This window comes from Geovibrio sp. ADMFC3 (assembly GCF_054687035.1).
The window spans coordinates 2837891-2863050 of the sequence record NZ_BAAFZG010000002.1 but is presented as its reverse complement, the minus strand read 5'-3'; the positions used below and the strand labels follow the sequence as shown (position 1 = coordinate 2863050).

30 protein-coding genes are annotated in these 25160 nt (G+C 42.9%); 1 reads left to right on the top strand and 29 read right to left on the bottom strand.

What is annotated here, in order from left to right; genetic code table 11:
* Positions 1-9: 9 nt before the first annotated feature.
* The 12 genes from ACYRYY_RS13920 to ACYRYY_RS13865 form a co-directional block, all read right to left on the bottom strand.
* Positions 10-705, bottom strand: coding sequence for a hypothetical protein (locus tag ACYRYY_RS13920; RefSeq protein WP_460216197.1), 696 nt, complete (start codon positions 703-705; stop codon positions 10-12).
* Positions 705-1271: a TraE/TraK family type IV conjugative transfer system protein gene (locus ACYRYY_RS13915; RefSeq protein WP_460216196.1), complete on the bottom strand. Its 567-nt coding sequence runs from the start codon at positions 1269-1271 to the stop codon at positions 705-707. The genes ACYRYY_RS13920 and ACYRYY_RS13915 overlap by 1 nt, the downstream gene beginning before the upstream one ends.
* Positions 1272-1278: 7 nt before the next feature.
* Entirely contained in the window at positions 1279-1557 is a 279-nt protein-coding gene (gene traL, locus ACYRYY_RS13910; protein ID WP_460216195.1) for a type IV conjugative transfer system protein TraL, read from the bottom strand.
* A 60-nt stretch (positions 1558-1617) separates the two neighbouring features.
* Entirely contained in the window at positions 1618-1938 is a 321-nt protein-coding gene (locus ACYRYY_RS13905) for a hypothetical protein (protein ID WP_460216194.1), read from the bottom strand.
* Positions 1895-2542: an OmpA family protein gene (locus ACYRYY_RS13900; RefSeq protein WP_460216193.1), complete on the bottom strand. Its 648-nt coding sequence runs from the start codon at positions 2540-2542 to the stop codon at positions 1895-1897. Before ACYRYY_RS13900 ends, ACYRYY_RS13905 begins: the two co-directional genes overlap by 44 nt.
* 319 nt (positions 2543-2861) lie before the next feature.
* Complete coding sequence (locus ACYRYY_RS13895; protein ID WP_460216192.1) at positions 2862-3572, bottom strand: hypothetical protein; 711 nt, start codon at positions 3570-3572, stop codon at positions 2862-2864.
* Position 3573: 1 nt separating this feature from the next.
* A complete protein-coding gene (locus ACYRYY_RS13890) occupies positions 3574-4596 on the bottom strand; it encodes a ParB/RepB/Spo0J family partition protein (protein WP_460216191.1) in 1023 nt (340 codons plus the stop codon).
* Between the two features lie 140 nt (positions 4597-4736).
* On the bottom strand, positions 4737-5009 hold the full coding sequence (locus ACYRYY_RS13885; RefSeq protein WP_460216190.1) for a hypothetical protein: 273 nt from the start codon (positions 5007-5009) through the stop codon (positions 4737-4739).
* Positions 5009-6358 (bottom strand): 3'-5' exonuclease, encoded by a 1350-nt coding sequence (locus tag ACYRYY_RS13880; protein ID WP_460216189.1) that lies wholly within the window; start codon positions 6356-6358, stop codon positions 5009-5011. The genes ACYRYY_RS13885 and ACYRYY_RS13880 overlap by 1 nt, the downstream gene beginning before the upstream one ends.
* Before the next feature lie 43 nt (positions 6359-6401).
* Positions 6402-6764: a helix-turn-helix domain-containing protein gene (locus tag ACYRYY_RS13875; protein ID WP_460216188.1), complete on the bottom strand. Its 363-nt coding sequence runs from the start codon at positions 6762-6764 to the stop codon at positions 6402-6404.
* Positions 6765-6775: 11 nt separating this feature from the next.
* A complete protein-coding gene (locus ACYRYY_RS13870; RefSeq protein ID WP_460216187.1) occupies positions 6776-7255 on the bottom strand; it encodes a hypothetical protein in 480 nt (159 codons plus the stop codon).
* A gap of 16 nt (positions 7256-7271) precedes the next feature.
* Positions 7272-9128, bottom strand: coding sequence for a DNA cytosine methyltransferase (locus ACYRYY_RS13865; protein ID WP_460216186.1), 1857 nt, complete (start codon positions 9126-9128; stop codon positions 7272-7274).
* A 442-nt stretch (positions 9129-9570) separates the two neighbouring features.
* Here ACYRYY_RS13865 and ACYRYY_RS13860 point away from each other — a divergent pair, with 442 nt between their 5' ends.
* A complete protein-coding gene (locus tag ACYRYY_RS13860; RefSeq protein WP_460216185.1) occupies positions 9571-10302 on the top strand; it encodes a S24 family peptidase in 732 nt (243 codons plus the stop codon).
* Here ACYRYY_RS13860 and ACYRYY_RS13855 read toward each other — a convergent pair.
* The 17 genes from ACYRYY_RS13855 to ACYRYY_RS13775 all read right to left on the bottom strand — a co-directional run bounded on the left by ACYRYY_RS13855 (position 10299) and on the right by ACYRYY_RS13775 (position 25141).
* On the bottom strand, positions 10299-10796 hold the full coding sequence (locus tag ACYRYY_RS13855; RefSeq protein WP_460216184.1) for a lytic transglycosylase domain-containing protein: 498 nt from the start codon (positions 10794-10796) through the stop codon (positions 10299-10301). The two genes, ACYRYY_RS13860 and ACYRYY_RS13855, sit on opposite strands and share 4 nt — an antisense overlap.
* Positions 10793-11239, bottom strand: coding sequence for a metal-dependent hydrolase (locus tag ACYRYY_RS13850; protein ID WP_460216183.1), 447 nt, complete (start codon positions 11237-11239; stop codon positions 10793-10795). The genes ACYRYY_RS13855 and ACYRYY_RS13850 overlap by 4 nt, the downstream gene beginning before the upstream one ends.
* Positions 11236-11652 carry a PilZ domain-containing protein gene (locus ACYRYY_RS13845; RefSeq protein WP_460216182.1) on the bottom strand — a complete coding sequence of 139 codons (417 nt, stop codon included), beginning with the start codon at positions 11650-11652 and terminating at the stop codon, positions 11236-11238. The genes ACYRYY_RS13850 and ACYRYY_RS13845 overlap by 4 nt, the downstream gene beginning before the upstream one ends.
* A 142-nt stretch (positions 11653-11794) precedes the next feature.
* Positions 11795-13420, bottom strand: a complete 1626-nt coding sequence (locus tag ACYRYY_RS13840; RefSeq protein ID WP_460216181.1) for a hypothetical protein — start codon at positions 13418-13420, stop codon at positions 11795-11797.
* 91 nt (positions 13421-13511) lie between these two features.
* The gene (locus ACYRYY_RS13835; RefSeq protein ID WP_460216180.1) at positions 13512-15206 is read right to left on the bottom strand and encodes an SNF2-related protein; all 1695 of its coding nucleotides are present in this window, start codon (positions 15204-15206) and stop codon (positions 13512-13514) included.
* Positions 15207-15218: 12 nt separating this feature from the next.
* Positions 15219-15488: a hypothetical protein gene (locus tag ACYRYY_RS13830; protein ID WP_460216179.1), complete on the bottom strand. Its 270-nt coding sequence runs from the start codon at positions 15486-15488 to the stop codon at positions 15219-15221.
* Between the two features lie 132 nt (positions 15489-15620).
* Positions 15621-16268, bottom strand: coding sequence for a hypothetical protein (locus ACYRYY_RS13825; protein ID WP_460216178.1), 648 nt, complete (start codon positions 16266-16268; stop codon positions 15621-15623).
* 22 nt (positions 16269-16290) lie between these two features.
* Positions 16291-17226 (bottom strand): DNA adenine methylase, encoded by a 936-nt coding sequence (locus ACYRYY_RS13820; protein ID WP_460216177.1) that lies wholly within the window; start codon positions 17224-17226, stop codon positions 16291-16293.
* Between the two features lie 223 nt (positions 17227-17449).
* Entirely contained in the window at positions 17450-17971 is a 522-nt protein-coding gene (locus tag ACYRYY_RS13815) for a hypothetical protein (RefSeq protein WP_460216176.1), read from the bottom strand.
* 115 nt (positions 17972-18086) lie between these two features.
* Positions 18087-18974, bottom strand: a complete 888-nt coding sequence (locus tag ACYRYY_RS13810; protein ID WP_460216175.1) for an AcrVA2 family anti-CRISPR protein — start codon at positions 18972-18974, stop codon at positions 18087-18089.
* Position 18975: 1 nt separating this feature from the next.
* Positions 18976-19200, bottom strand: coding sequence for a hypothetical protein (locus ACYRYY_RS13805; protein ID WP_460216174.1), 225 nt, complete (start codon positions 19198-19200; stop codon positions 18976-18978).
* A gap of 259 nt (positions 19201-19459) precedes the next feature.
* Positions 19460-20260: a hypothetical protein gene (locus ACYRYY_RS13800; protein WP_460216173.1), complete on the bottom strand. Its 801-nt coding sequence runs from the start codon at positions 20258-20260 to the stop codon at positions 19460-19462.
* The gene (locus tag ACYRYY_RS13795; protein WP_460216172.1) at positions 20257-20757 is read right to left on the bottom strand and encodes a hypothetical protein; all 501 of its coding nucleotides are present in this window, start codon (positions 20755-20757) and stop codon (positions 20257-20259) included. The genes ACYRYY_RS13800 and ACYRYY_RS13795 overlap by 4 nt, the downstream gene beginning before the upstream one ends.
* Positions 20758-20805: 48 nt before the next feature.
* A complete protein-coding gene (locus tag ACYRYY_RS13790) occupies positions 20806-21150 on the bottom strand; it encodes a hypothetical protein (RefSeq protein WP_460216171.1) in 345 nt (114 codons plus the stop codon).
* Between the two features lie 229 nt (positions 21151-21379).
* Complete coding sequence (locus ACYRYY_RS13785) at positions 21380-21571, bottom strand: hypothetical protein (protein ID WP_460216170.1); 192 nt, start codon at positions 21569-21571, stop codon at positions 21380-21382.
* Between the two features lies 1 nt (position 21572).
* Positions 21573-22934: a restriction endonuclease subunit S gene (locus ACYRYY_RS13780; protein ID WP_460216505.1), complete on the bottom strand. Its 1362-nt coding sequence runs from the start codon at positions 22932-22934 to the stop codon at positions 21573-21575.
* Positions 22934-25141 carry an N-6 DNA methylase gene (locus ACYRYY_RS13775; protein WP_460216169.1) on the bottom strand — a complete coding sequence of 736 codons (2208 nt, stop codon included), beginning with the start codon at positions 25139-25141 and terminating at the stop codon, positions 22934-22936. The genes ACYRYY_RS13780 and ACYRYY_RS13775 overlap by 1 nt, the downstream gene beginning before the upstream one ends.
* Positions 25142-25160 lie beyond the last annotated feature (19 nt).

Sequence of the window (25160 nt, the reverse complement as noted above, 5' to 3'; positions counted from 1 at the left end):
TTCAGTCTCCTAATCATTTGTTCTATAGACGATATAAAGTTTTGTTGACTTGCCTATGTCCAGCTTATTTGTATCCAAGGATAAAGCGCGCATTCCGTGCACGTAAAAATCGGTTTCCTCGAGATACAGATTTTCTCCGGAGATATTCTTTACCTCCCAGACCTCGAGTCGGAACCGATAACCTGCAAGTTCTTTGATTTGCTGGAGGAAAAGCTGGCTTGTTTTTTTGTGATTACCTTGGATTTTCTTGGCGAAATACCCGTCGTTAGAGTTGTCCTTCGCGGCGAGAATCATGTTACGCAGAGCAACTTCATAGGGCAAAGACTTCTCTGCATCAACGATTGCATCGTTTTTTTTGTCTGAATCAAAAAATGTCAACGTCTTGCTGGGTATTCGCTTCGGGACGAGGATTATATTCACTGTCTTGAGCTCTTTTGTGTTAAAAACCACAAATAGCTCGACAGGCTGATTGTGGGCGCCCATCGACAAAAAGACATTGCTCTTTTCGATTGTCATTGAGAGTTTTTTAGACGTCTTCACCTCTTTGACATCATACGGGAATTTGAGCAGATTTATATCCGACAATGACACATCGAAAAACCTTTCATTTCCGGCAAGCACTTTTATGTCGTGTACGTTTTCTGCTGAAAATACTGGTACAGTTGCACACACTAAAAGAGTTATTAACAATATAATCTTCTTCATCACTTCTCCTCTTTACTCAGTTCTATTAGATACATACGTCCATCTTCCGCAGCCAGCTTCATTTTATATATCATCGTGAGTTCATTACGTTTTGATCCTATTTCACGCGTTGCTTTGCCCTCGATAATTACTAAAGCAAAATTCTTACGGATTTCGATTGATGTTTTTTTCCAGTTAGGGTGGAAAAATTGGCGTATGCGGTTCTTTTTGACATGTTCTTCAAGCTCCGATAAGTTTGATGATATCGGTGCGTAGTACTCGGGGTGTGCACGCTTCAACAATACATGATGATTATCTTCAATGTTTTCCGGTGCATAGTTTGCTGCATATGTAATAAAAAAGCGTGACCACATGTCGAATGCGCTCTCAGATACTTCGGTTGAAGAGTACACGAGAGTATCTTCGATCGGCATAGGCGGTAGCTCAATAACGGTTTTTCTTGTCGAAATTGCATAAATAACAAGGCACATCATCAGCACATTTAATATCGCAAGGGATATGACTGTGCGTATTGCAATATCTGCTTTATTCTGTAAGTTTTTGAAATCATTAATATAGCGGCTCATTTATCCTCTAACCTCCGAATTCTTTCATATGATAAGGCGGTAGTTTCTTCGGAGATAAAAGCCCGGCTTTGTAGAGCAAATGGAAAATGAAACCTTTATGCCGAGTTTTTTTAATACGGTGATACGTAAACAGAAAAATAACCGCAGCAAAGATGGCCGTAAAGGTGTAGTGCAGTAACATGCCCAAGAAAACAAAAATGATGAAAATAACAAATTCATCAGCTTCCAGAAAAATTATTATTGGCATTGCATCGAGATCGCGCGGAATACGGTAGTCCTTTTCCATAAATCTGCCTCCAAATAAGATTACCCATGCGGTAATTAAAGTACCGCATGGGTAGTGGGCTTAGCCGCCGAAGCTTGTCCTGCCGATACTGAACATCATGAGAGCTATGTCAACAATACCGCCGGCAAACACAGCAATAACCAGTGCATAGCCCAGAGGACCGAACCGTTTCGTTACCGCAGACGTAATCAGTCCGGCAAGCACAACAATAACTGCAACCAGAACACCGAATGAGCCTTTTGCATATTCTGTGATGGTGTCAGTACCAACCTCAAATGGGTCGTCAGCCGCAAAGCCGATATGCGCCAGCAGCACAAAGCAAAAGGCAAGCAGAGTTTTATTCAGAAGACCTGCTTTCAGCACAGCCAGAACTCTGTTCATTTGTAACCTCCTTTTTTATTTCAACAACGGCTCTACGCGAGAGCGCGCGTGTTTCCTCGTAACAGCACAAACCTTTCCCTACGGGTTCTGCTTCAAAACCGAAAAACCGGAGATGTTTTGCGACGGCTTCTGCACGCTTCAGTGCGAGCTTGTCGTTTTGATTTTGTGTACCGATGCAATCCGTGTAGCCGGTAACGCGTAACTCTGGTTTTTCTTTGCCTGTGAATGACTGTATGAAGCTGGCGAGAATGTCGTAGCCAGCAGGCGTGATGAAATGTGATGCAAATGCGAAATATACAGCCGTTGAATCAAGTGAAACCGCTGAAAACAAAGGAGTATCATTCAGTGATGGTGTTACGCTGGCAGGCTCTATAACGATATCCTGCTTCAGCATTTCCTTATTCTCGCTCCCGTCATGGCGAACCGCTTCTTCTTTAACAGGATTGATAATGATTACCGGACCTTCTGGGGTAACTTTAAGAGAAAAAGGGTTCTCAATTTCTCTGTCGTCACGTTTTTCAGAGATTATGTACTGCCGAGAACCAACGATGACGGCCTGTTCGCGCACATAATCGTGTACATAGTCAAAATTGATTGAATCCATGTTTCCGCTCCTTTCCACGAAAGTAGCGGCATGAACGACTTTTTTTTGTGTCTTTTTAGCTCACGTCTTTTGGTGAAATAGACACAAAAAAAAATCGTAGTATTCAATAACGTAAATGTAGTTGGAGATCAGAAATGGATAAGCCAGAGATTAAAAGAAAACATGATACATGCCCGAATTGCGGAGCAGTAATGAGAACAACGGCCTTGTGGCATGAAATATATAAAATTAAGTATTCTTTGTGCTGTATGAGCTGCGGGCACTTTAAAACAATTGAAGTTGAAAAATTTACAGACTTTTTTGAAATAAAACTCTGATATTAGTCTAAATCTTGATGTTTCTTACAAAACCGGACATGGCGTGTTCCAATAAATCTGCTATTACAGATTAAGCACTCATGAATGTGCAACTCATTGCTTTTTAAGAGCATTCTAAAAATATTATTAGCCTTGTACTCACTGAAGCTGTGATAAAAATAGATTTTTACAAAATCATCTAAAACTGGGCGATACTTGAGTAGTTGAATATAGCGTAAACATGTCGCTTTTTCAAAGTCAGTTGGAACACGTTTGTTATCGTTGTCTTTTTTTATAGAGAACCCATCATTTAGTATACGGCGCCTCAAGGCGGCGGGTTCTGGAGCCACGCCATCATTCATTTCGGCACATAACAATGAAAGGTTTCGGAAAGACAACCCTTCTCTGATCAGGCGCGAGCATTTATAACTAAATGCCCTTTTGATATCAATGAATGGTATTACACCTCGGTCTTTAATCATGTCGTAGAGAATGTTCGGATCTACATCAGTAAAACGAGACAGCACTGTATCAAAATTTTCTCGCTTCATTAGCATGAGGGCAATTGTCACTTCGCGTTCAGTCGGCGCTCGAAGTGCACATTTTAAAGTCACATGTTCTTCTTCATAAATACGCTGAAGGACCGTTCTCGATACTCTTGTTATTTCGGATACGTTGATCGGGGTTAATCCAGAATCAATCAAGCTTTTAAGTATCTTCCCATCAAGCAGCATTTTATACTCTTAGATAGCGAAAAATATACGTCTGGAGCATCTCTTCCACTTCTTTTTTATCACGTTTCTTCAGATAGTCTTTGATCACATCTTCAGAGACAAGGCGGAATATAGGCATTGGTGGAGGGCAGAAATCGTCGAAGAATCCAACATCAAGCTTATCATAGTCAGCTAACGCAAGCTCTTTAAGAGACAAATCGCATTCACTTAATAACCGCAAAAGTTCAAATATAGATAAATTTATTCTTGTAATAGTCGCGACGATCTCGGACATTTTCTTTTCAGTACGGCTGACAGATTGCACCGTGACAAAGTGCATTTCCTCGTTCTGACGCTGGAGCTTCTTATTTTCGGTTTTAAGTCGGATATTCTCTTTTTGGAGTGCCTTTTGTTTTGCGTTCAATGAACGTATTGTGCCTACAAGTGCGTTTAGCTCACTGAGAATATCATCAGAAGAACATTCTTTTACAGCTTCGTAAAACTTGTATTGTTCTTCTGCTGGCATGTTAGCTATCAACCTAACATCCTTGATTTTGAAATTAAGTTTATAAAAAATCGATTTTAGTTCAGGGATCATGTTTTCTTCAACAGAAACCACGGTATCCAGATCGTATTTTCCGACAGAAAGTATTTTTGATGCACGCTTGACTTTTTCGGTCTTGTTTTTTCCATCTATTGTTTTGTAAAAAGCGTATTGGGCTTTAATACGCTGCACAGGAGTCAAATGTCTCCGTCTTAGATTATCTTCAACAAGAAACTGGATCTCTTCGTTCTTTGAATGAAATTCTTTGATTAAACATGGTACCGAAGTAATACCGAGTTCCCGTGCCGCCCTCAGACGTTGATTCCCTGCGATGACTAAATACCCACTATTTTCACGTACAATTACAAGCGGATTCATAAAACCCTTTTCCCTGATACTTTCTTTGAGTTCTTCAAACTCAATACCAACGATATCATCGAAATATTTTTTATTATCTGGATGTTCTTTAAGTTGATTAACTTCGACTTCTATCAATTCCATACAGCACCTTTTGTCAACCGACCCCTAAGGACAACCTGTCCATCTTCATAGACAACATGTCCTTTTTGCTTTACGAGAGTGATATGGACAACCTGTCCACCATTATGGACATATTGTCCGCCTCTTTGAAATCTCACAACCTACCCTTTTAGATTGTACAATTCGAAAAGTATCAGCCGCACTGACTCTTTTGGATAATAGTTACGTCCTCCGATCTGAGAAACAGGGATTGAACACTTAGTTGTTTTTCTCCTGAGGGTCTTAATTGACCACTTTGTAAGCAAGGCGACTTCAGCAGCTGACAAAACCTCCTGTCCCATAAAAATATGCCAACTCAAACCGTCGAGCACATGCGAGATTTCACTTTCGATCCGTCCATTCAATGCTGTCATTGTTTCTACAACTTCTTCCATTACATGTCCTCCATGAAATCTTCTATAGTTTGAATACGTTGCTTTTCCTGAGAAGGTAAATAATTCGGGGTATTGTTACTTACAGCGTATTTTGCTCGTGTTACAGCCACATAGAAAAGATTGTACTCGTTATCTTTTTCTATTTGAGACAACTCGTCCATCCCTGCGATTTGGTCAAGGGACGGAAAATCATCACAAAGATGCACGGCATCAAACTCGAGCCCCTTCGCTGAATGAGCAGTTGTAAGAGTTATCACAGCATTACTGTTTTTCTGTTGTTTTGCTTTCTCAAATAGCCTAATTAGACCAGTGCCGTATTTTGTTGCCTGTTCGAAAGCTTTCCTAAGCTCAAGATCACCTGTTTCGCTGATATAGCTTTCTAAATCTGACCTTGAGAATGCTGAGAGATATTTATACTCGGGGTAAATCGAGTCGTAATCGCCGCGAAGAAAATAAAATACAGAAAGAGCGCTTTTAAATATCTCATTAGCGTCTCTTGTAAGCTTAAACTCATCAAATTTGTGAATATAATCAATCAAGGAAGCGTTTGTCCTTGTAATATAGGCTATTGTATCAACGTGATTAAGGTTGTCGAATACAGCTTTAAGTTTACGTTCCTCACCCTTATATGTTGATAATATATGATTTGCCATATTAACAACACCAGGACGACAACGAAACGTTTCTGTCAAGTAAAGCTCTTTCTCGGCTTGAATTCTTCGCATTGCATCAACAGCACCGCGAAAAGCATAGATCTGCTGGTGGCTATCGCCGACTATGATTTTTTTGCCTGGTAGTTTCTGAAATATATCGATGGTCACGTCATTTGTATCTTGGCCCTCATCAAGAAGTATGTAATCAAAATCAATTGTCCTGATTTTATACAGACGGCGCTGGAACTCTTTGAGGAAAAAGCTGTAAGTAATATCTACCTTCCGATTTAGCATTGCTCCATACAACGTGTAAGCATGTTTATAAGCCAGATCAGGTACTTTTGTTCCATAGCTTGCAATATAATCACGCATATCATCCATTTTTATAAATGAAGAGTTGCAATAGGAACTAAGAAACGAACGAGTCAAATCGGCGATCTGGAAAGACAATGAAAACATTTTTGATATTTCCATTGTTCCGTAATCGCCCCTGACCGTCTCTCCTTTCTTGACAATAAAGGGAAAAGCCAGTGCATGGGTAGTTTTCGCAACAGTATTTATCGGGAAACGCACCTTTGCTTCATCTGAGATAGCTTTATTGAACGCCAAATAGAGAAATTTGCACTCAGGGAACGCATCAGCAAGGTGAACAAGCGTTGATGTTTTTCCGGTTCCCGCAAACGCATTTATTTTCATGCAGTTCCTCAGTTTCGGAAGTGCATTCATAATGAGACTCTGCTCATGCGTTGGTTTCATCTTCAGCACCTTTATTACAGAGATGTTGTTCTAACAGCTCAATCAAACCTTCAATAATGGTTCTATTCTGATTCCTTGCTGCCATTAAACGTAAAGCGGTGAATATTTTTTCCCTGTCAGATACATATTCGTATGTTTTCATTTTGCTGTAATGTTCCGAGAAATACGATATGGGCTTACCGAAATACGATGCAATTTTACATATCAATTCAAAATCTGGCTCGCGTGTTCCGACGACATAGCTAGACAAACGAGACTGGCTGATACCGAGCTCGCGACAAACATCGACCTGCTTCATCCCGCTGTTTCTTATGACGAGTTTGAGTTTGTTTCCAAAATAGCTCATGTATCACCTACTCACATCAGCATCAAAATAATATTATCAAGCAGTAGAGCGTTGAGAACACCCATTACAATCGGGATAACAACAAACGGCACGATTAAATATATATGGGTTATGCCGCCAGTTGCCGCGACAATAAACAATGCCGCTAAACTGCTCACAATCATTGCTAGCAACATCGGTACGACCTTTTTGATATACTCCAATTTTTCCTCATCATAGCTGTTTTTAACTGCGGCGCTGTATTCGTAGCTCCTCTTAATAAAATATCTGTACTCATTCTGACTGACATCGCCGTCTTTGATTTCATCGATTTCATCACGCATGCTTTCTGGTACATTGCTGTCCTGTGATATTATTTCCAGTAGTGCGTACTGTTCAGGTGTCAGCTTAAAGTCATACTGATAAAGGTAATAAAAAAAAGCGGTAATGCTTACACATATCATTATTGATATTATGAACAGCGCGCTTACTTTAAATATGATTACTTCCATCACTCACCTCTATATTTTATGCGACCTCTTGCCATAATTCTTCAATCTCTTCTGCGCTCAGAACATTGTGCCCAAAGATCTGAGCAGCCCATAACGGTGGCACTGAATTACCGACGTTATTGACCTGAGTTGCCTTTGTGAATTTTTTACCGTCGTGGCCGTATTCAATGATGTACCAATCAGGGAAACCTTGTGCTCTGTACAATTCCCGCGGTGTAAGCATGCGCATACAAATGTCTGTAATCACGTACTGTTCACCGTCTACAACAACGATAACAAGCCCAAACTCGTCCTTTGTTGTTATAGTCCCGAGAGGCTTTTCAATACTGTGGCCGCCATTTTCCGCACCGTGGTATCTGACAAGAAATGCTGAAATAGCGCCGAAGTGGAGGCCACCTGCTGTAACAGTATGAAGCGGCGCATCAAGACTATCGCCGATATTTGTTCCCTTCAGCTTTGTGATGTATGACATGACGAGATCAGCCTTACCGGCGCCACCCGCAGTGATGCTTCCGAGCGGTTCATTTATACTGGAACCAATACTCTGCCCGAAATCCCGTTTCACATGCGCTACTATGAGCCCGTGACGTCCTCCTCCCGCAGTGATTGTTTTAAGAGGTTCAGAAAGAAGTTGCCCGCGGTCTTTGTCTGCTTCTCCTCCATAGTACGTGGATATGAAAGGAAGGATTGAGTCAATCGGCTGAAGCTCTGTCAGTATGAGTGAGTTGTGGTCAATAGTTGTAACAGTGCCTAGCGGCGCATCAACTGAACTGCCGGTTACGCCTGTGTAGTTTTTCGCGATATGGGCCGCAGCCACCGTTGCACTGACATCCTCTTTCTTTAAAACTTTGACGATAAACGGCCGGGGATTTTCTATTACAAACTTCCGGAGTCCTTTCGCTATGCGCGCCATTGTTTTGTCTGCCAACGGGCGACGGCATGAGAGTTTGCGCTTTTTAACTTCTTCTTTCGTTAAAAAAATGCTGTATGCTGGCTCATTCCAATCAATCACACTTGATGCTGGCACCCATGGCTTTTTCTTACCTGAAACAACATCAGCATGGCCTTCCGGCGCATGTGTCGCATCTGGCCACACAATAGGTTGCCCATCGCAGCGTGCAATCAGGAACCAACGGGTGCGGATTGTCGGCACACCGTAGTCAGCGGCACAAAGCACACGGGTTTCTACGTTGTATCCGAGATTCTCAAGAGACTGAATAAACCTACGGTATGTCTTCCCAAGCCGCTTTTTATCAGGACGAAGAGCTTGCTCATTCACCGGAACATACTCACCTTTTTCTGCAAGCAGTTTTTCTTTGCGGTATTCATCGAGCTTGACGACTTTGCCATGTTTCCTTTTTGCAACAAGCGGGCCCCACGTCTGTATTTCAGGAACATTTTCCATGAAAATTACTTTCGGACGAACTGACGCTGCCCAGAGAAGTGCAACCCACGGTAGAGAACGAATATTTTTATCGACAGGAGCTTCGCCAAGGGCAACTGAGAAATGTGTGCAATCAGGAGAAAGCCAGAGACTGTCTACTGGGCGTCCTTTGCATACCTTGACAGGATCAACTTCCCGCACATCGCATTTATAATGTATCGTGTGCGGGTGGTTTACTTTGTGCATTGACACAGCCTGCGCAGAGTGATTAATAGCAATATCAGGGCTACGACCCGTTACGAGCTGAAAACCAAGGCTTCCCCCACCTCCACCGCAGAATATGTCTATGTGTAGCCCGCGTGCGCTAAGCATACGTTCAACGCGGGAAAGATGGTAAATAGTATCTTTTATTGAGCTTTTGAATCTTGCATTGATAATAGTCAGAAGCTTTTTTGAAAGAATTTGTGTTGTATGAGTAGAGTTAATCATCTCAAAAACCTACAGATAAACACTTATTAAGTGAGAAATATTATCTTTATTATTAATAATGAGCATGTTATAAAAAACACTACTTTTCAATCTGATAGCAGTCATGCTTTACTCCTTAATACAAAAAACTTTTTAAAAAAAACAATGAATCCATGCCTAGAGGAGGGCTTGCTATATAAGCTGATATTTATTTTTCTGACCCGCAAATCAACATAGTCTGAAAAAGAGAGATTGTTATGTGATAGCTTTTCAAATTCTTCAGCAAAAGAATTTAAAGCAGTATCAGTAATAATCATCATGGTAATACCCTCACGGTTTATCATTACATAAAGAAGATATTTTCTGCATAATTCAGAATATATCTGCATAGTATCGGTGTGTCAATGGGATTATTCAGATATTTTCTGAGAGAAGAGACGATGCGTACGTGATAATATGATTTATGTACAAACATGTAGGCGAAAAAATCAGGGATATAAGGCGGATTAAAAATATTTCGCAACAAAAACTTGCGGACGTCTTAGGTATAACTCATCAGACATATCAGTATCATGAAAAAACGGGAAATTTCGACACTCATAAATTACTGAAGCTGGCGCCTGTCCTTGCCTGTGATTTCAATACGATTTTCGATCTCAACTCATCTGAAATATCTGACAATAAAATTATACAGACACCTGAGCCTCCATCTATACATATCCATTACGGGAGCATTGCTCCAGAACATGTAAATCCAGGTGATTATGAATTTATTCCATTGCATGATACAAAAGCTGCTGCAACGCCGGCCGTCATGGATATTGCTGATGGGCAAAAAAACGATTATGTCTGTATGCCGAGGGCAATTACACAGAAATACCCACACATGGAAGCGTTCAGAGTGATAGGAGACTCAATGTCGCCCGTGCTAGAAGAAGCTGATATTGTCGGCGTCAGCATTTATAAAACAGCACCCGATTTGAATAACTACAGTCGTCACAGTATTTATTTCTGTCAGATTGATGATGGGTTAGGGATAGGATATACGCTCAAGAAAATACAGATTATGAAAAATAGATATTTGTTACTGATACCGATCAACACATCACATGATGTAATGCAAATCGATCTCGAAGAAGAAAAAAGTTACTCGCCGGTTGTCGGGCGTGTAGTCTGGATGTCGAGACAACTTTAAGGCCTACAAGCACTTATTCTACTTCGAATCCTTTTTTTAATTTTATCTACATAGCTTAACTTATATTTATCAGTATGAGAGTGATAGCGTCCAATTGCCTCGTATGTGTATCCATGTCTGCTCACTTCATAAGCCAGTATCCACGTACCAAAATGTACGTTAAAACATTTATCCAGACCCCATGAATACTCATACTGAAAGCGGTCAAACCACCACTTGTTGATCTGCATAACCCCGATGTCAAAGCTTCTGCCATCACTACTTGCAGCCGTAATCAGTTCTTTCGCCTTGTTCTCATCAATCGGATAATACCCGGTCCCTGCAATATTGATTGCAGTATATACACAGCCGCTTTCTTCTGAAATAATCGCATCTATAATTTCCTCGGCTATATTATACTTTTTTGATGCTTCGGAAACACACTTCAGCACCTCATCATCGGCATGCACACACGTGTAAAGCATGATTATTAATAGACAAAGACTGAATTTCATTTTCCGACCCCGAAATAAAGTAATGTCGATGCAATGATAGTAACGAAAACATATTCCTGAGGAGAGCCGGTATAAAAAAGCCTTAGCCCGAAAGACTGCCGGAATGGGTTAAACAGTGGCACACCGCCAAGTGTCATACTGTCACATAGAATGTGCAGTAAGCTGCCGAATGCCAAATGGCTGACTATCTTGAAAACAGGCATACTTAATACGAAAATATCTGAATTTCTGTGAGAGAAATAAAGAATAAGTGCCCAGATAAACCACCAGTGACTGAGGGTTCTATGTACCCTGCTCCACACTATTTCACTGTTTCCCGACAATGTCTTATCGATAATATCCGGAAGGACGCTGCCGAGAGTCATTGTAACGATTCCCATTAAATCAAAACCTAGAAAAACCGCTACAGAACCATTGATTGCCTTATGTGATGTGAATTTCATAAAGAAGCCCTCTGTAAACGGACATCTTTAATGTGCTTTTTCCAAACGATAGAGCCGATGATTTGTTTGTTTTTATTGCTTAGAGACTCAAATCGTATGCCTGCATACGGTCTATTGGTCCAGACAACGATTGCGGTTGCCGGCTCAAGAACAAGGGCGGATCTGTTTTGCATGGCGTATTTGCAGTCAATACACCTGCGCAACGACAGCTTGTCCTTAGTACGCAGCTCAATCTTATTTCCCGGCTTTAAAAGCCCGTCGTGTAATATTCTCGCTCCACCTTCACTTAGATCAATGGTTTTTAATGGGAAGCAGTCTTGATATACCCGCTGTTCATTTTCTTCTATAAAGCCAAGAGCACACATTCTTGTTACGATTTTTGAACGGATATTCTGCCTGCGGTTATTCTCCATACAACACCTCACGACACCTCGGGTATGTTGTATCTGAAAAACCGTGATAATTTTGTGTCTTTTTATCGGCCGTGAAGCGTTTGATAGCGATAGCTGGTTATTTTTGAAAGGTTATTTTAAAGAGTTTAATATATGGTTTGTTTTAATCCGTTAATATATTTTTCTTCTTATATTGCGGGCATATATAGCAGCGTTGAAAGACAGTGTCACGACCACTGGAAACCGGGCAGCGCAATTGTTTTGCCAATAGGTTTGGTGCTTGCATAAAATTTTGGTAGCACTTTTCAGATTCATCAGCGAGATTGAGTGCCGTGTTATTTTTTCTTTCAACCCAACGTTGGCAGTAAATGCAGTATTTTTGATGCTTTTCATCAGAAGGAGAGCAGTTAATGTTTATCTCGTTGCATTTCTGAGCAAGCATATACAGACTCTCTGTCTGTCCGGCGTATTTTCCGCATAACACTGCATCTATGTTCTCGAGTAGCCAACTCAGAGTGGGCACTACACCCGTTTGGCCGAGCAGATAGTCTGATTCTTTGATTGCACCGAAGATATCGTCTAAGACATTTCTTCCGTATTTTTCGAAAGTATACCGAAGATGATCACGTATAGCACTCAGGGCAAAATCATCAGCTGAACGTTTACCGCCGATTATTTTATCAAAGAAGACGAGAAACTCTTTACTGAGAAGCTCTATTTCGCCCTCTGCCGCGACATAGCGAGTCAAAGAAGGCACAGGGCTTAGTTGCCCTGAAAAACAGGTACTGGGGGGCAAATTCAGGGTTTCTGCTATTCTTCCACTTTTATCTTTTTCCCTAATATGATCATCATAATATGTATTAGTAATATGATCTATATAGATGATCTGTTCACTTTGCAACATCGACTGTTCACTTTGCAACATCGACTGTTCAGATTGCAACATCGACTGTTCAGATTGCAACAAGCGAATTTCCTGACTTTCAGGGCGTATTCTTCTTCCTGTAGATGAAATCGCCGATATGTCCGACTGTTCACTTTGCAACATCGACTGTTCAGATTGCAACAAGCGAATTTCCTGACTTTCGGGCATTTTCTCAACTTGCTCCCTGAGAGCCTTGACCGCATCGTAACAAATGGTCAGAGATTTAGTGTTATCCAACTCTGATTTTTTCTCTGCATCTGTCAACTGCACAAGTCCCATGTCGAGTAGTTTCTTGATTGCCCTATGCAGCGTAGCTCTGCTCCAAAAGGTAAAAATCCTTAACCAGCCCTTCTGTGTTCGCTTGATCCAGATTCCGTCTGGCTTGTTATCATCGGTGTCTATAGCCTTGCAAACTTGATAGAAATGCAACTGTTGCAGAAACATAGCTTCGTTCAGTCCGACTGCGTCCGCGAGCTTCGGTAATGCAATTACGGGAGGTTCATCAATTAGAAATTCACCGATTACAGATATGCCTGTTGTTTCTGATAGTTTTTCATAATTAATTGTGTACCATTTTGTTTTATTAATGTGTGATTTATTGTACTTTGTCGTCGAAACAAAGAACTGCTTTTTTTCAAGATTAGTGAAGGTTCTGCGTATAGTCATATCAGACCAAAAAGGGAATTGTTTTTGCCAGTCGGCATACGTGTTGTAAACCCATTTCTGGCCATCTCTTACGTTGTCTGTGTGCTTGAGCCAAAAATGGACTTTCTGCAAGACAAGCGCTTCGTTAAAACCAATTTGTTTTGCGAGAGTCGGAGAGACGAATAAAGGAATATCATCTATGAGATACCTACTGTTCATTGTTATGCACCAACTCTGAAATATTTATAACCGCATATTACAGAAAAGGTATCACCTTGTTCGTGTCTTTTTTTAAGCATAAAAAACACTTCTATTGATTCTTTTTTTCATTCAGAATCTTTCTTGCGAGCATCTGAACTCTGGAATCATCGAAGTTTGTCGTTTTTAATATGCTGCGTTCAGGGTTCAAAACGCCATCTGATTGAGAAGCTTTAATACCCAGCACATCGGTGATAACAGGGTCGCTGCCGTATTCGGAGAGCAGAAAAACTTGTAGAATCTTTTTTTCTTGTCCGTCTCTGCGAAGCCGTCCGGTTACTTGATTATGTACTTCCGGAGACCAATCCAGCTCTCCGAACACGGCAGTTGAGCAGCGGTTAAACTGGAAACCGTCAATACCGACCCCGGAACGAAGAGAGATTATCAAAAGATTCGTTTCTCCGCTTATGAAAGCTTTTTTAGCTATTTCTTTCTGCTTCGGTGTCTCACTTCCGGTGTACATCATTGGCTTGTAGTCCTTGAGAGCTTCCAGCCAGATGTTATAGACTTCTCTGTGCCAACCTGCGAGCAAGACGGGTTCGTTATTATCAAGCATGACCTTGACAAACTCAGCTACATATCTTGCTTTTGATATTCCTGTGATTTGCCGCAGCCTCATATCCAGTTCGCGGCCAGACTGCCCTCTCTCGAAAAACTGTTCAGCATATAACGTTTTCTGGGCAAGTTTTTTAAGCATATCTTCATGACTTGCAACAGCAGCTTCATCATAATCAACGGTATATATTGCCGTGCTCAACGGAGGCAATTCACGGCCGACTTCCTCTCTTGTGCGACGGATGAGCAAATACCTTTCCCGAAGGTATGAACCAAGCGCCTGAGGATCGCTACAGAGAGCTTTGCCGTCTTTGTCTTTATATCCATTAAACCACTCTCTCATGAATTCTCCATAAGAGAAAAGGGAGCCTTCGTGTAAAATATCGTAAATATTCCATATTTCCGCGGCGTAGTTATATATGGGGCTTGCGCTCAACCCGATTTTATATGTCACATGTCTGCATAATATACTGGCGGCCACTCCCTTATCGGATTTTGTCCCGGTCCTCAGCTCCTGAATTTCGTCAAATATAACTGCCTTGAAAATACCTTTTGCAAAGATGTCAGTCCAACCTGCAAGAGAAGTGTATTTAAAAATATACACATCCGCAGGTGGCAAATTATAAGGTTTTTTGCTCTTTACAATATGTGCGCGCAGGTGGCTGAAATCCTCTATTTTTTCTTTCCATTGCTTTTGATTATGCGTTTGAACCACCACGGCAGCGGGCAGCATTTCCCCAGAGCAAAGAGTAGTTACCCCGGCATACGTCTTACCGAGGCCTACATCGTCACCGCAAATGGCAACGTAGTGTTTCAGTATTATTTGCGCAAACTGTTCCTGATAATGCCTTGGTGTGCCTTTAAGAAGAGCAGATGAATACATGGGCTCCCAGTTCGGAAGCAGGATTTGTTCTGATTCGGCAATATTCCTCTCGTAGGCGTCACTATTCTGTTTAAGCAGCATATAATCAGAGTCTGACATCTGAAAAGGATACCGCTGAATAAACCAACAGAGATCCGCGGCTATTTCATGAGTGTCTGCCAAACAATAAGGGGGAACTGCATATTCAGGTATTTTTCTGAACAAGTTCTTCAGCTTGATTGAAACGTGTGGTGCGGCTTCACGTATTTCCCAACCGTTGTTGTATATGAGCCTACCGTACGTCTTCTGGATGAGTGTAGATGCCGTCATTTGCACCCTCCCTTAGAACCATGCACGGGCGACATTCAGAACGAACAGAGGCTTCCCGATGATGTTTGTCGGCATTGCAAAAGATTTTGATGTAACGAGCACCAAAACCTTAATCTTATCATCCTCGGCGTACTTCTGGAGTTGCCGGAGGATATCCACAGGGCGTCCTTTTATTTTCACCTCAACACCAGTGGATGAATCAGGGAGAAAGAAATCAATTATCCCGTTCTCCAGTCGATATTCTTTGATAATCTGGACACCGTACTTTTCGAATAACTGCATAATTTCATTCTGGAGCCGTTTTTCATTTGTAATATCAAGTTTAGAGCTTCGTAATAATGAGAAAATATTATTCATACGCATCTATATGTTAACCAAACTATATTTATCCAGTTCATATTTTTTATCTCCGGACTACAAAGCTTCTTTATTTCTCAAAACTTTCTCTTCAAATGAAGGAGTATTTTGGTCTCGTTCCGGAGAGCCAGATGCCACATACTTCAGGATACCCAGTGTACGGATTGCTCTTTTTATTCTTGGTTCTTTGCTTGGTTGGAATAACCCGCCAGATTGCAGCATTGTAACCCTGAGCACATTGCGATTCAAAAAATCAAGAAGGCGTGTATCGTTGGCTCTAATTTGGCCATTGCTAAGTCTTTCATGGAACAGATGTATGTAATCTTCAATCGTCTTCAAATATAGATCGACTAGCATTGATTTTATTTCTTTCTTGTATATTTTCGTTTCCTTATCAAACTCCTTTTCAAGATCAAAGCAGCTTAAATCTCTATCTTCATCCATAACTGTTAAATTGAAAGGAATTAGTATCGAAAGATACGCTAGCTCTTCACTTTTTTTACTTTCTGAAAAGTATGTTTTTATGTCAGCCATACGGGTTTTATCTATAAGAGCAAATTCAAGTTGATTATCTTCGGAAGAAATAGTTTGAAGATAATCGCTAATAGCCCTATACAGTGCCTTTTCCGGCGTTGCCTCTGTGAATGTATTTTTCTTTGGTATCATTTTATTCTCCTTTGAGCCTTTTTTGTTATTTCCCATCATCTGTCTCCTTGTATTTGTATTTTTATTGCCCAGGTACGTAATTGGTGATTACGAGTTCAGTAATTTTCCCTCTGCTTTCAGCTTTGCAGCTGATAGCCCGTGAAGCTTCGATATAACCGATACGACAGGAAGCGTAGAGGTCATCAAAGAAGTGATCATTTTCATTTGTGTTTTTCGGGTTTGAATTACTGAGCATCTGCCTGATACGGTATTTGCTGAGTAAAAAAAAGTGCTCTGCAAGTTGCTTGTGGTCAGTATCACTGAAGCCATTTTCTGTATAACTGGTGAAACATGCTGATGCGCTGAGTGCGCGGTAAGGTGGGTCGTAGTAAACAAATGTTCGCTCCGGCTCAATGAAAGCATGAGCATAATCAATAGTGGAATAATCGCCTATAAAGATTTCTGCGCGGGAATTGACCATTAAATCTCTGAAATAAAATGCAAGGTCACTATCTATAAGACAGATTGATTTATATTTCCCGAAGGCTGTGTTGAACTCCCCTCTGCTGTTCACTCTGTAAAGACCATTGAAGCAGGTCTTATTCAGAAAAAGAAACAGGGCTGCGCGTTCAACGTCATAAACGCTTCCGTAGGAATTAAAATCTGCCCGGCGGGAATTATAGAAATCTGCCCTGAATTCGTTAGATAGCCCGTTATAAGCGTCCTGAAGTATACCCGCCTCGGTGATGAGGCGTTGAGTGCTCTTCATTAAGGCAGTATAGAAATTAATTAAATCTGCGTTTGCGTCCGACAAATAAGCTGATTTGATCAGTCCGTGCGATGCAAGATAAAAAAACATAGCACCACCGCCGAGGAAAGGTTCAAAATAGACCGGCAGACGTCCGTGCTTCATTTCTGCGGGCAGATAGCATGATAACTGAGGGATTAACCGCCCTTTTCCCCCGGCCCACTTTAACGGCGATTTTAAGCTGGATGCAATATTTACTGTAATCATCATTCACCTCAACATGACTCTAAAAGAAAATTGAAGAGGAAAATGTGTCTTTTTAGAAAAACTAAGTATAGGGGCAAGATGCTCTTTGTCTGTTTTGATTTACCTTTGAGAAGTATTTAACAATAAAAGCCCCGCCGAAGCGGGGCACGGGAACATTGAAATCGGAAAAGGAGATTCCGACTTCAATTTTTTAAATCTGCAAAATTATATACATTCATCGTTATTTTTAAACTAAATTTCCAGCAAACCCGCCACCGCAATCAATTAATCGACCCTCTTTATTAAAAAAGACCGGCATTATAGTAGAAGGATGTAAGACATTGCGAGTAAGCCCGATATAAAAAACAGGCTCACGAGAATCAACCGAATAGCCAACATTTTTAACCAATAAGCGAACAGTAGTATCATCATCCGTAACGGCATATTCATTGCATAAAACAGGCAAATTGATATTAAAAGTTTCTAAGACAAAATCATCAGGTGATATTTCACTTAATGTAAAATTACCAGATTTTAACGATTCATAAAAAGTATTCATCGGGTCAGAAGTATTAAAAACACTAATTCTACCCTTTGTATGAACCATTCCATTATATTCATGTTCATACAAAGATTCCTTTTCTTTATAACTTATATACCAGATTCCAAGTTCATCATAAGAAGCTCCAAGAGCAAAAGGTACAATAACACGCATTGCCATATTAGATAATTTTGTATAAAGATAAATTTTACCCACTTCCAATTTCATAACTAACTCCTTTCTTTTTTAGCGGTGTTCCCGTCCGCTTTATATTCATAATATACGTTATCAGCGTATATAAGTCAATAGAAAAATACGCCATTAACGTATTTTTTTTAAAAAGTCATTTTGAAGCGGACACAATTACCGGAGGAATCCAGCGATAAACAAACTGAGTGCGCCCCTGCCCTACCCAATACCCATGCCAATGAGCCCGCCGAACATGCGGCGCAACCCCTGACCCCTGTGCCTCCGCTCGCAATGATGCGGCAATTTTATTGCCCACAAAAAACAAAGTCTCTTTATCCGCCGGAAAATATCGCCACCCCTGCTTAGTCTTGGATTTTACAGCCCTGCGGGGAGATCCGCCGTCAGCAGCGGCAATATCCGTTATACTGTCAGAGCAGATAAACAGCAAAAGGTTAACCACATGCGCCATAGCATCAAAATCAGGCATCAGAGCCTGCGTATCAGCTATTTTTATACCGTGTTTTTCCGCATTTTGCGCCGCATCCCGCAGAGCATATTTAACCGCATCCTCTAAACTCTGCTCAAAAACCAGAGATAACGGCACATGCAAAAGAGACCGACCATCATCAAAAGCAAGCCTAAGCTCCGCCTCCTGAGTATTAACGTCATACTCAAGCCAGACAAACACCCCGCAGAACGGCACACCACTGAGCTCAATATAAATACAATGCTGAGGCAAGTTAAAAAAGACCGACATAGGCAAATCGGTCTTAATATCCGTCTTGACGAGCTCACCATAAAGCCAATCATCAAAACGATACACCCCCCTTGTCACCCGCCAAGCGGCAAGACAAGCCAGATCCTGAGCATCGGCAACAATAGGCAGATCAACACGCCCGCCGCGTGAAGCAACGGCGATTGCCGCCGCAAGCGGATAAAGACACCAATCCGGCCATGATAACTCAGGCGCGTTTAAAAAACCGTCAAGCTCCCGCCAACATTGCGGATATCTCTGGGAGATATATTTTTCAAACTCTCTCATCTCAAGGAGCTCTCAAAATTTCAGCCGCCTTGTCAGGTTCCCCCGCCTCTATCGCATCGAGCGCGGCGCGGCGCATCCGCTCCATCTTCAGCCATGCAATCATAACCTCAGGCGGCGCATTCCGCCCTGCGCTCCAGTTGTCTATTGACCTCTTAGGAGTGCCGGTTAAGTCGGATATCTCCTGCGATGTCAGCTTCAGCTCTTTTTTCAAATCTTTAAAATCCATATTCCGCTCCATATAAAAAAGCCCCCCGAAGGGGCTTAATTTACTATTCCGCTTTATATTCATAATATACGTTATCAGCGTATATTAGTCAATAGGAAAATACGCCATTAACGTATTTATTAAGGGCCTTATCCACAAAATCTATTATTTCTCCGAGCCACCGCTTGTATTATGTGGGATTCAAAAGAAAAAGCCCCGCCGAAGCGGGGCTTGGGAACATGGAAGGAGAAAGAATCCAACCATAAGAAAAAATACATATCTATTTCGGCTTTGGCAAGACATATTCCTTGCCTGTGACAACCCCGCTGCCCTTCCAGTGGGGCGCAATCCATGTCAAGCGGCGCTCTTTATGCCCGCTTCCGTGCGCCTGTTGCCGCCAGTGTCCACGGACAATCCAAGCACCCTGAAGTGATCTGCCTATTCCGAAGGCTTCCCGCTTTTCCGATATTGACTTCCAGCCTTGCAGATAAACCCTGTTGAAAGCGTTTGCGTGCGCCACAGCCCGTTTTTTCAGATTTGTGTATTTGCGCTGAAGCGCTTCGGTATATTCCTTTTCTATAGAGACAGGTTCAGCCCTGAAGCTCTCCTGAACAAAGAAATATATAGAAACTATCCAGTTCACAGCCGCTTCAAAATCCGCCGGGTCAAAAGCCCTCGCTTGTCTGCGGACATGATTCAGCATCGGTTCATCATCACTCGGCAAGCCGCAGAGAGGAAATATAGATACCCCTTCATCAGTTTCAGCAAGGGGATAGAACCCCTTTTCCCCGTCCGGAGAATTCCAGACAAAGAAGCCCTCTACATCGCTTTCGTTTTTTTCTCTTTTTGTTTTTTGTTCTGCATCCATTGCTATATAGACACAGCCGAACCCACCCACAGACTCAAGACAGTTTCCGGAGAGCTTCAGTGAATCTGTCTCTTTCAGCATTTCCACCAGATCGGCGGGAATACGGATCACAACCTTTCCGGAATCCCTGTGAGCGGTCAGCACACCGAGGGAAACAGGGGGCAAAACCGCCCCCTTTTCAAGCTTCAGGTGTAGATCAGGCAGGTGCTTCATCTGCCCAGAGCGTCCCAAAGCTCTTTTGACACCCTCTTCACCTTCGGATATCTTTCTATCAGATCACTATGAGTGCAATGATTGAACATAGCACCCTCAGAGAGAAGTTTTTCTATATAGTCTTTCCCCTCTTCAAAAGTAGGGAAATGCTCAAAAAATGTTGCCCCGGACGCACTCATGATTTTGACAGAATAGGGGCAATAGACCATTTCTACCCCCGCTCTTGTTGCTTCGTTTAGCAGACGGTCACGTTGGCTATCTGTCATGCAGATAGCTGACCAGCCCTCACCTTTTTTTTCCCTTTCTTTGTAGTCTGCGGGGATGCAGAAACCGCCCTCTCCGAGTTCCCATTTTATATAGTCTATCACATACGTAGTTTTCATAAAATCCTCCGCTGCATGTTTCAGCAGCTCTTTTCTTACTGGGTCATTTTTCCCCATAAGATATACAGCGTTGGGTGTGATACCCAACATTTTAGCCAATTCTTTGTCTTTCATTTGACCGCTTACCGCCTTTTTATAGCCCCGCCGGAGCGGGGCGTGTAATTATTTTTTGTTTGTCAGCAGTTCAAAAAACATATGATCGAAATCAAACGCTGATTTTTCTATATTCTCATCCCCTGTTGATTCAGCAGCATCTATAGCCATATCCCCTATTATGCTCCATTTTTTTTCTTTAGGAAGGCTATCAAAAAGCTCCCGAATCTGACGACATTTTGCCGCTACTGCCGCTTCGGATGCTCTTGTGCTTTCATCGAGAAGAGACTGATATTCTTCTTTTGTTACATGCAATTCCTGTTCTCCTACATAGATTCTATGATCTGCTTTCTCTGATTTGTACGTTTTACCGTTCCAAAAACCTGTGACCCCTTTGATTGTAACTGTTGCCATTTTCTTTCTCCTTTCTTTTTTTTTCAGGGCGGTGTTCCCGTCCACCCTGTCTATGAGATAATAATATCTAAATATTTTTAGATTGTCAACACTTAAATCTAAATATTTTTAGATTTATTTTGAGATAAAAAAAGCCCCGCCGAAGCGGGGCATGGGAACTTTGAAACCGTAATTTGAGGCTTAAATTTAATAGAGATTATTAATGTTATTTTTTAAAAGGTGAAGTGGTTTAACGCATTCTTTTATAAAAGGTAATTAAATAGAAAACCCCGCCTATAAGAGACGGGGTACTTCTTGAGTGATTTATTTTTTCGCTTATACCTGCGGTAATAGCTTTAGTGGAGAAGGCGTCTCCATAGATGCCCAACACGCTTTCCGAAAACAGTCCCTCGAACTCGATGTATTGGCGGACTCTGGACATATCAGCATTCCTCCATTTTACGGATACCTAGGATCATTTTTTCTATATCAAGCTGAGTTTGGGAATTCAGCTTGTTGACAATTTCGATCTGACCAAGGATCTCGTCACGACCAGCCTCAATATGTGCCATGATTTCTTTTTGAACATTGAGCGGCGGGAGTGGAAGCCGGAGGCTACGCAATTCATGGCTATTGATATTCGCTTGACCGATAATTTGGCGACTTAGTGCATCAATTTGCTGACGACCAATTACGGAATTTATGCAGTAAGCGACAAAATCTGAATTTGCGGTACTTGGCTTTGGCCTAACCCGTATGAGATATGAAGCAAAAACATATTCATCGACGCTATGAAAGACAGCGCACTTCCCAACCAGTTCCTTGCTATTAGTCCGGTTGAAGAGAATATCTCCATCAACAAGCAAGAGGGATTCTCGTGTTTTTTCCGAAAGGACTACGTGTTTTAAATTCGAATAATCAAGGTAGCCGTCCTTGATATTGTTCATTCGCAAAACAGTCGTGCCTTTTTCAGAGGTATTCGCCTTTTCGCTGGTTCCATACTGGACCATTTCGAGAATGGAACCCAGCTCAACAACCGGATACCTCCCACGCGTCAGTTCTATCATCGACATGGCGGCCTGGTTGTAACTGACGCTCCAGCGTTCGAAACTTTCCCAGGTCGCCGCGAAGCATTTGGGCGGAGCGGAACGCTTTGGTTTAGGCAGTCCCAAGTCTGAGAGAAACCGCGCCTGTGTCTCCTTTTCAATTTCAGCAACACGTGCTTTGGCAGCTGTTATGGATTTTTGCGCCGCCTCCCAATGGTCCACAATCTTCCGTTGGATCGGCAGCGGCGGGATGGGGATTTTCAGCGTTTCAAGCAATGGATAAGTCAGGTTCATCCGAACGGAACCTGCGGTAGCTGCACGAAGCGTTTGATTGAAGAAATCCGACTTGAGTATGAACCAGAAGACTTCAGGGAGAATGACAGAGCTATTTACTGAAAAAACGACGTAAGCTGGACTTATGTATGCACCGTCATGCTCTGGTGGTACTCGTCCAATAGAACCAATATTGATGCGGTAAGGGTTGTAAGCGAAATCACCGGCATTCACCTTTTTATAAGGTTGTTTAATATCCTTACCAAGTGCGTCATACGCATGAAAAATGCCCTCAACATTATTCACACCGAGTATTTTAAAAGTCTCATTCGGATTATCAAATGGCCGGATTTTTTCGTTATGTTCCGTAACAAAATCAGCCAGAGACACAAGCGGATATTGCGATTTGATTCGGCCAGCGAAATACTTGACGTCCCAGCGTTCAAGCTCACTGTATTGAATAACACGAAAGGCCACTTCGCCCATCACTCAGCCCCTCCCGCTTGAGCAAAGGCGCTCGGATCGGCGAGAAACTCCCGATACCACTCCAGGCAGGTCTTGTCACAATCGGCGGGCTGGCGGTCGTTGGGGTAAAGCTCGTTTTGATCCTCCTCGCCGGTGGCGGAGATGCCGACCTTTTCCGCCTCGTACATGAAGATGGGGTAGTCGAACCGCTCCTTGAGCAGTTGGCGAGTCTCGGTAATCTGCCGGACTTCCATCGCCTTCAGGTAGTCCTTGAGTTCCTTTTGCAGGGCCTTGCGCCGCTCGGCGTCCTTGGCCAGCTTTGCCGCCTCTATTTCATTTTCCAGCCGCTCCCGCTCCACCTTGATCTCATCAGCGTAAAGGGCTTCGATTTCCGTCTTAGCGATGGCGTAGGTCTCGTCAAACCTCTGCTGTTCCTCCTCGGTAAACTTTTGAAGGAAGAGCAACGAGCATTTCACGCTGGCCCCCGAGCTGACAAAGGTCTCCTGCGGCAGACTGACCACGGCGCGCAGGAAGGCGCGGTCTTCGGTGAATTCGCGCACGTAAGCAAGGGATGGATTGTTGAAAATGCCTTCCGGCAACACGATGCCAAGGCGACCGCCGGGTTTGAGCAGATCTAGGCAGCGTTCAATGAAAAGCACCTCAGTCTTAATCTTGGCCTTGTCGCTTTTGGGAAGTTCGAACAGGCTGGCGATGGGCTTATTTATAGCAGCTTTCACCCTGTTTTGGGCTTCACGGTAGAGGTCGCCGTATTCCTTCAGATAGCGCTCTTCTGCGACCGGATTGACCTTGATATCCACATCCAGTACTTTGTCGGTGGGCTCGACATTGGCTCCAAAGGGAGGATTGGTGAGGATGATGTCAAAACGTCCTTCAAATATGCCGTTGACATTCAGAAAGCCGTCGTGGTGGTGGACGCCGCCGTGACCGTCGCCATGCATGATCATATTCATCTTACTGGTGCGAGCCATACGGTCGTTGGCGTCGGTGCCGTAGATGCAACGATTGGAGAGATTCCATAGACGAGAGCCTTCGCGCTTCTGGTCTATGAGCGCCTGCACCTCGGTGAATTTATCTTGGAGTTTCTTGGCACACTGAGCCTCGGAGAGTGACTTGTCGGCTTCTACTTCAGTTTTGAAGGCGTTATACTCGCGATCGGCATCGGCGAGGATCTTTTCACGTACAATCTCGAACACTCTGATTAGAAAGCCGCCTGAACCGCTTGCTGGGTCGCAGACAATCTCACCCTCATGAGGATCAACCATGTGCACCATGAATTCAACAATGGTGCGAGGGGTGAAGAATTGGCCTATCTCGCCCCGGAAAGTGCGGCCAAGGAAGCGCTCAAAGGCGACTCCCTTCACATCTTCGCTGGTATCGGAGAGGTTGTACTTCTCCAGTTCCTTGACGATGGCCTCGCCGGTAGCTGGTTTCAGGTTAATGCGTTCATCGTCATCAAAAATCTTATCGGCAGCATAGGCTCGTTTGGTCTCCTGAAAGAGGTTGTCCAACGGGTTTTCAGCGATCTGGCCTTTCAGCACATCGACGGTAAAAAGGTTGGTCTTGTTGCGCCGTGTGAGCAGGGAGCGTTCCACGTAAACCTTGATGAACAGAACCTTGGCGATTTCGTCAAAGGCGGCCGCCGGATCTTTTTTCTCGCGGTTGCGGATGATATTGTGGCACTTGTGCAACAGGTCGGCGAACTCTTTTTCCTTAAAGGCGCGGAGCTTGGAGAACAGCTCTTCGATATCCTTATCCGAAGCGTTGCCATGGGGGATATTCTCGATTTCCTCCGTGTAGCCCGGCACTTTGTCTTTTTTGACCCGCCAGTATTTGGTTTCCCGCGAATTGTGGGTGACAAAGAACGGTGCGCCGCAGATGCGAGCGTAGTTTTCACCCTGGCTGTAGTCTTGCGGCTTGATGGTGACGTTATCGGATTTGCATTCAACGATGATGAAGGGGGCGTTGTCATCGGTCTTATCCTGCGCGGTGCGCCAGAGGACAAAGTCGGCGCGGGCAGAGGCGGAACCTCTTCCAGTCAGATCCATCTCTTCAGAGATCTGATCAAGGGAGAATCCGTACTCGTTGACCAGCACCAGCAAGTATTCTTGGCGCACTGTCTCTTCAGGTGTTTCTATCAGCCATTTACTGCGCACGTGGCTCCAGATTTTCCCTCTATTTTCGTCACGTTTAATTTCCAATAAGCTCATGACTGCTCTCCCAACCTTT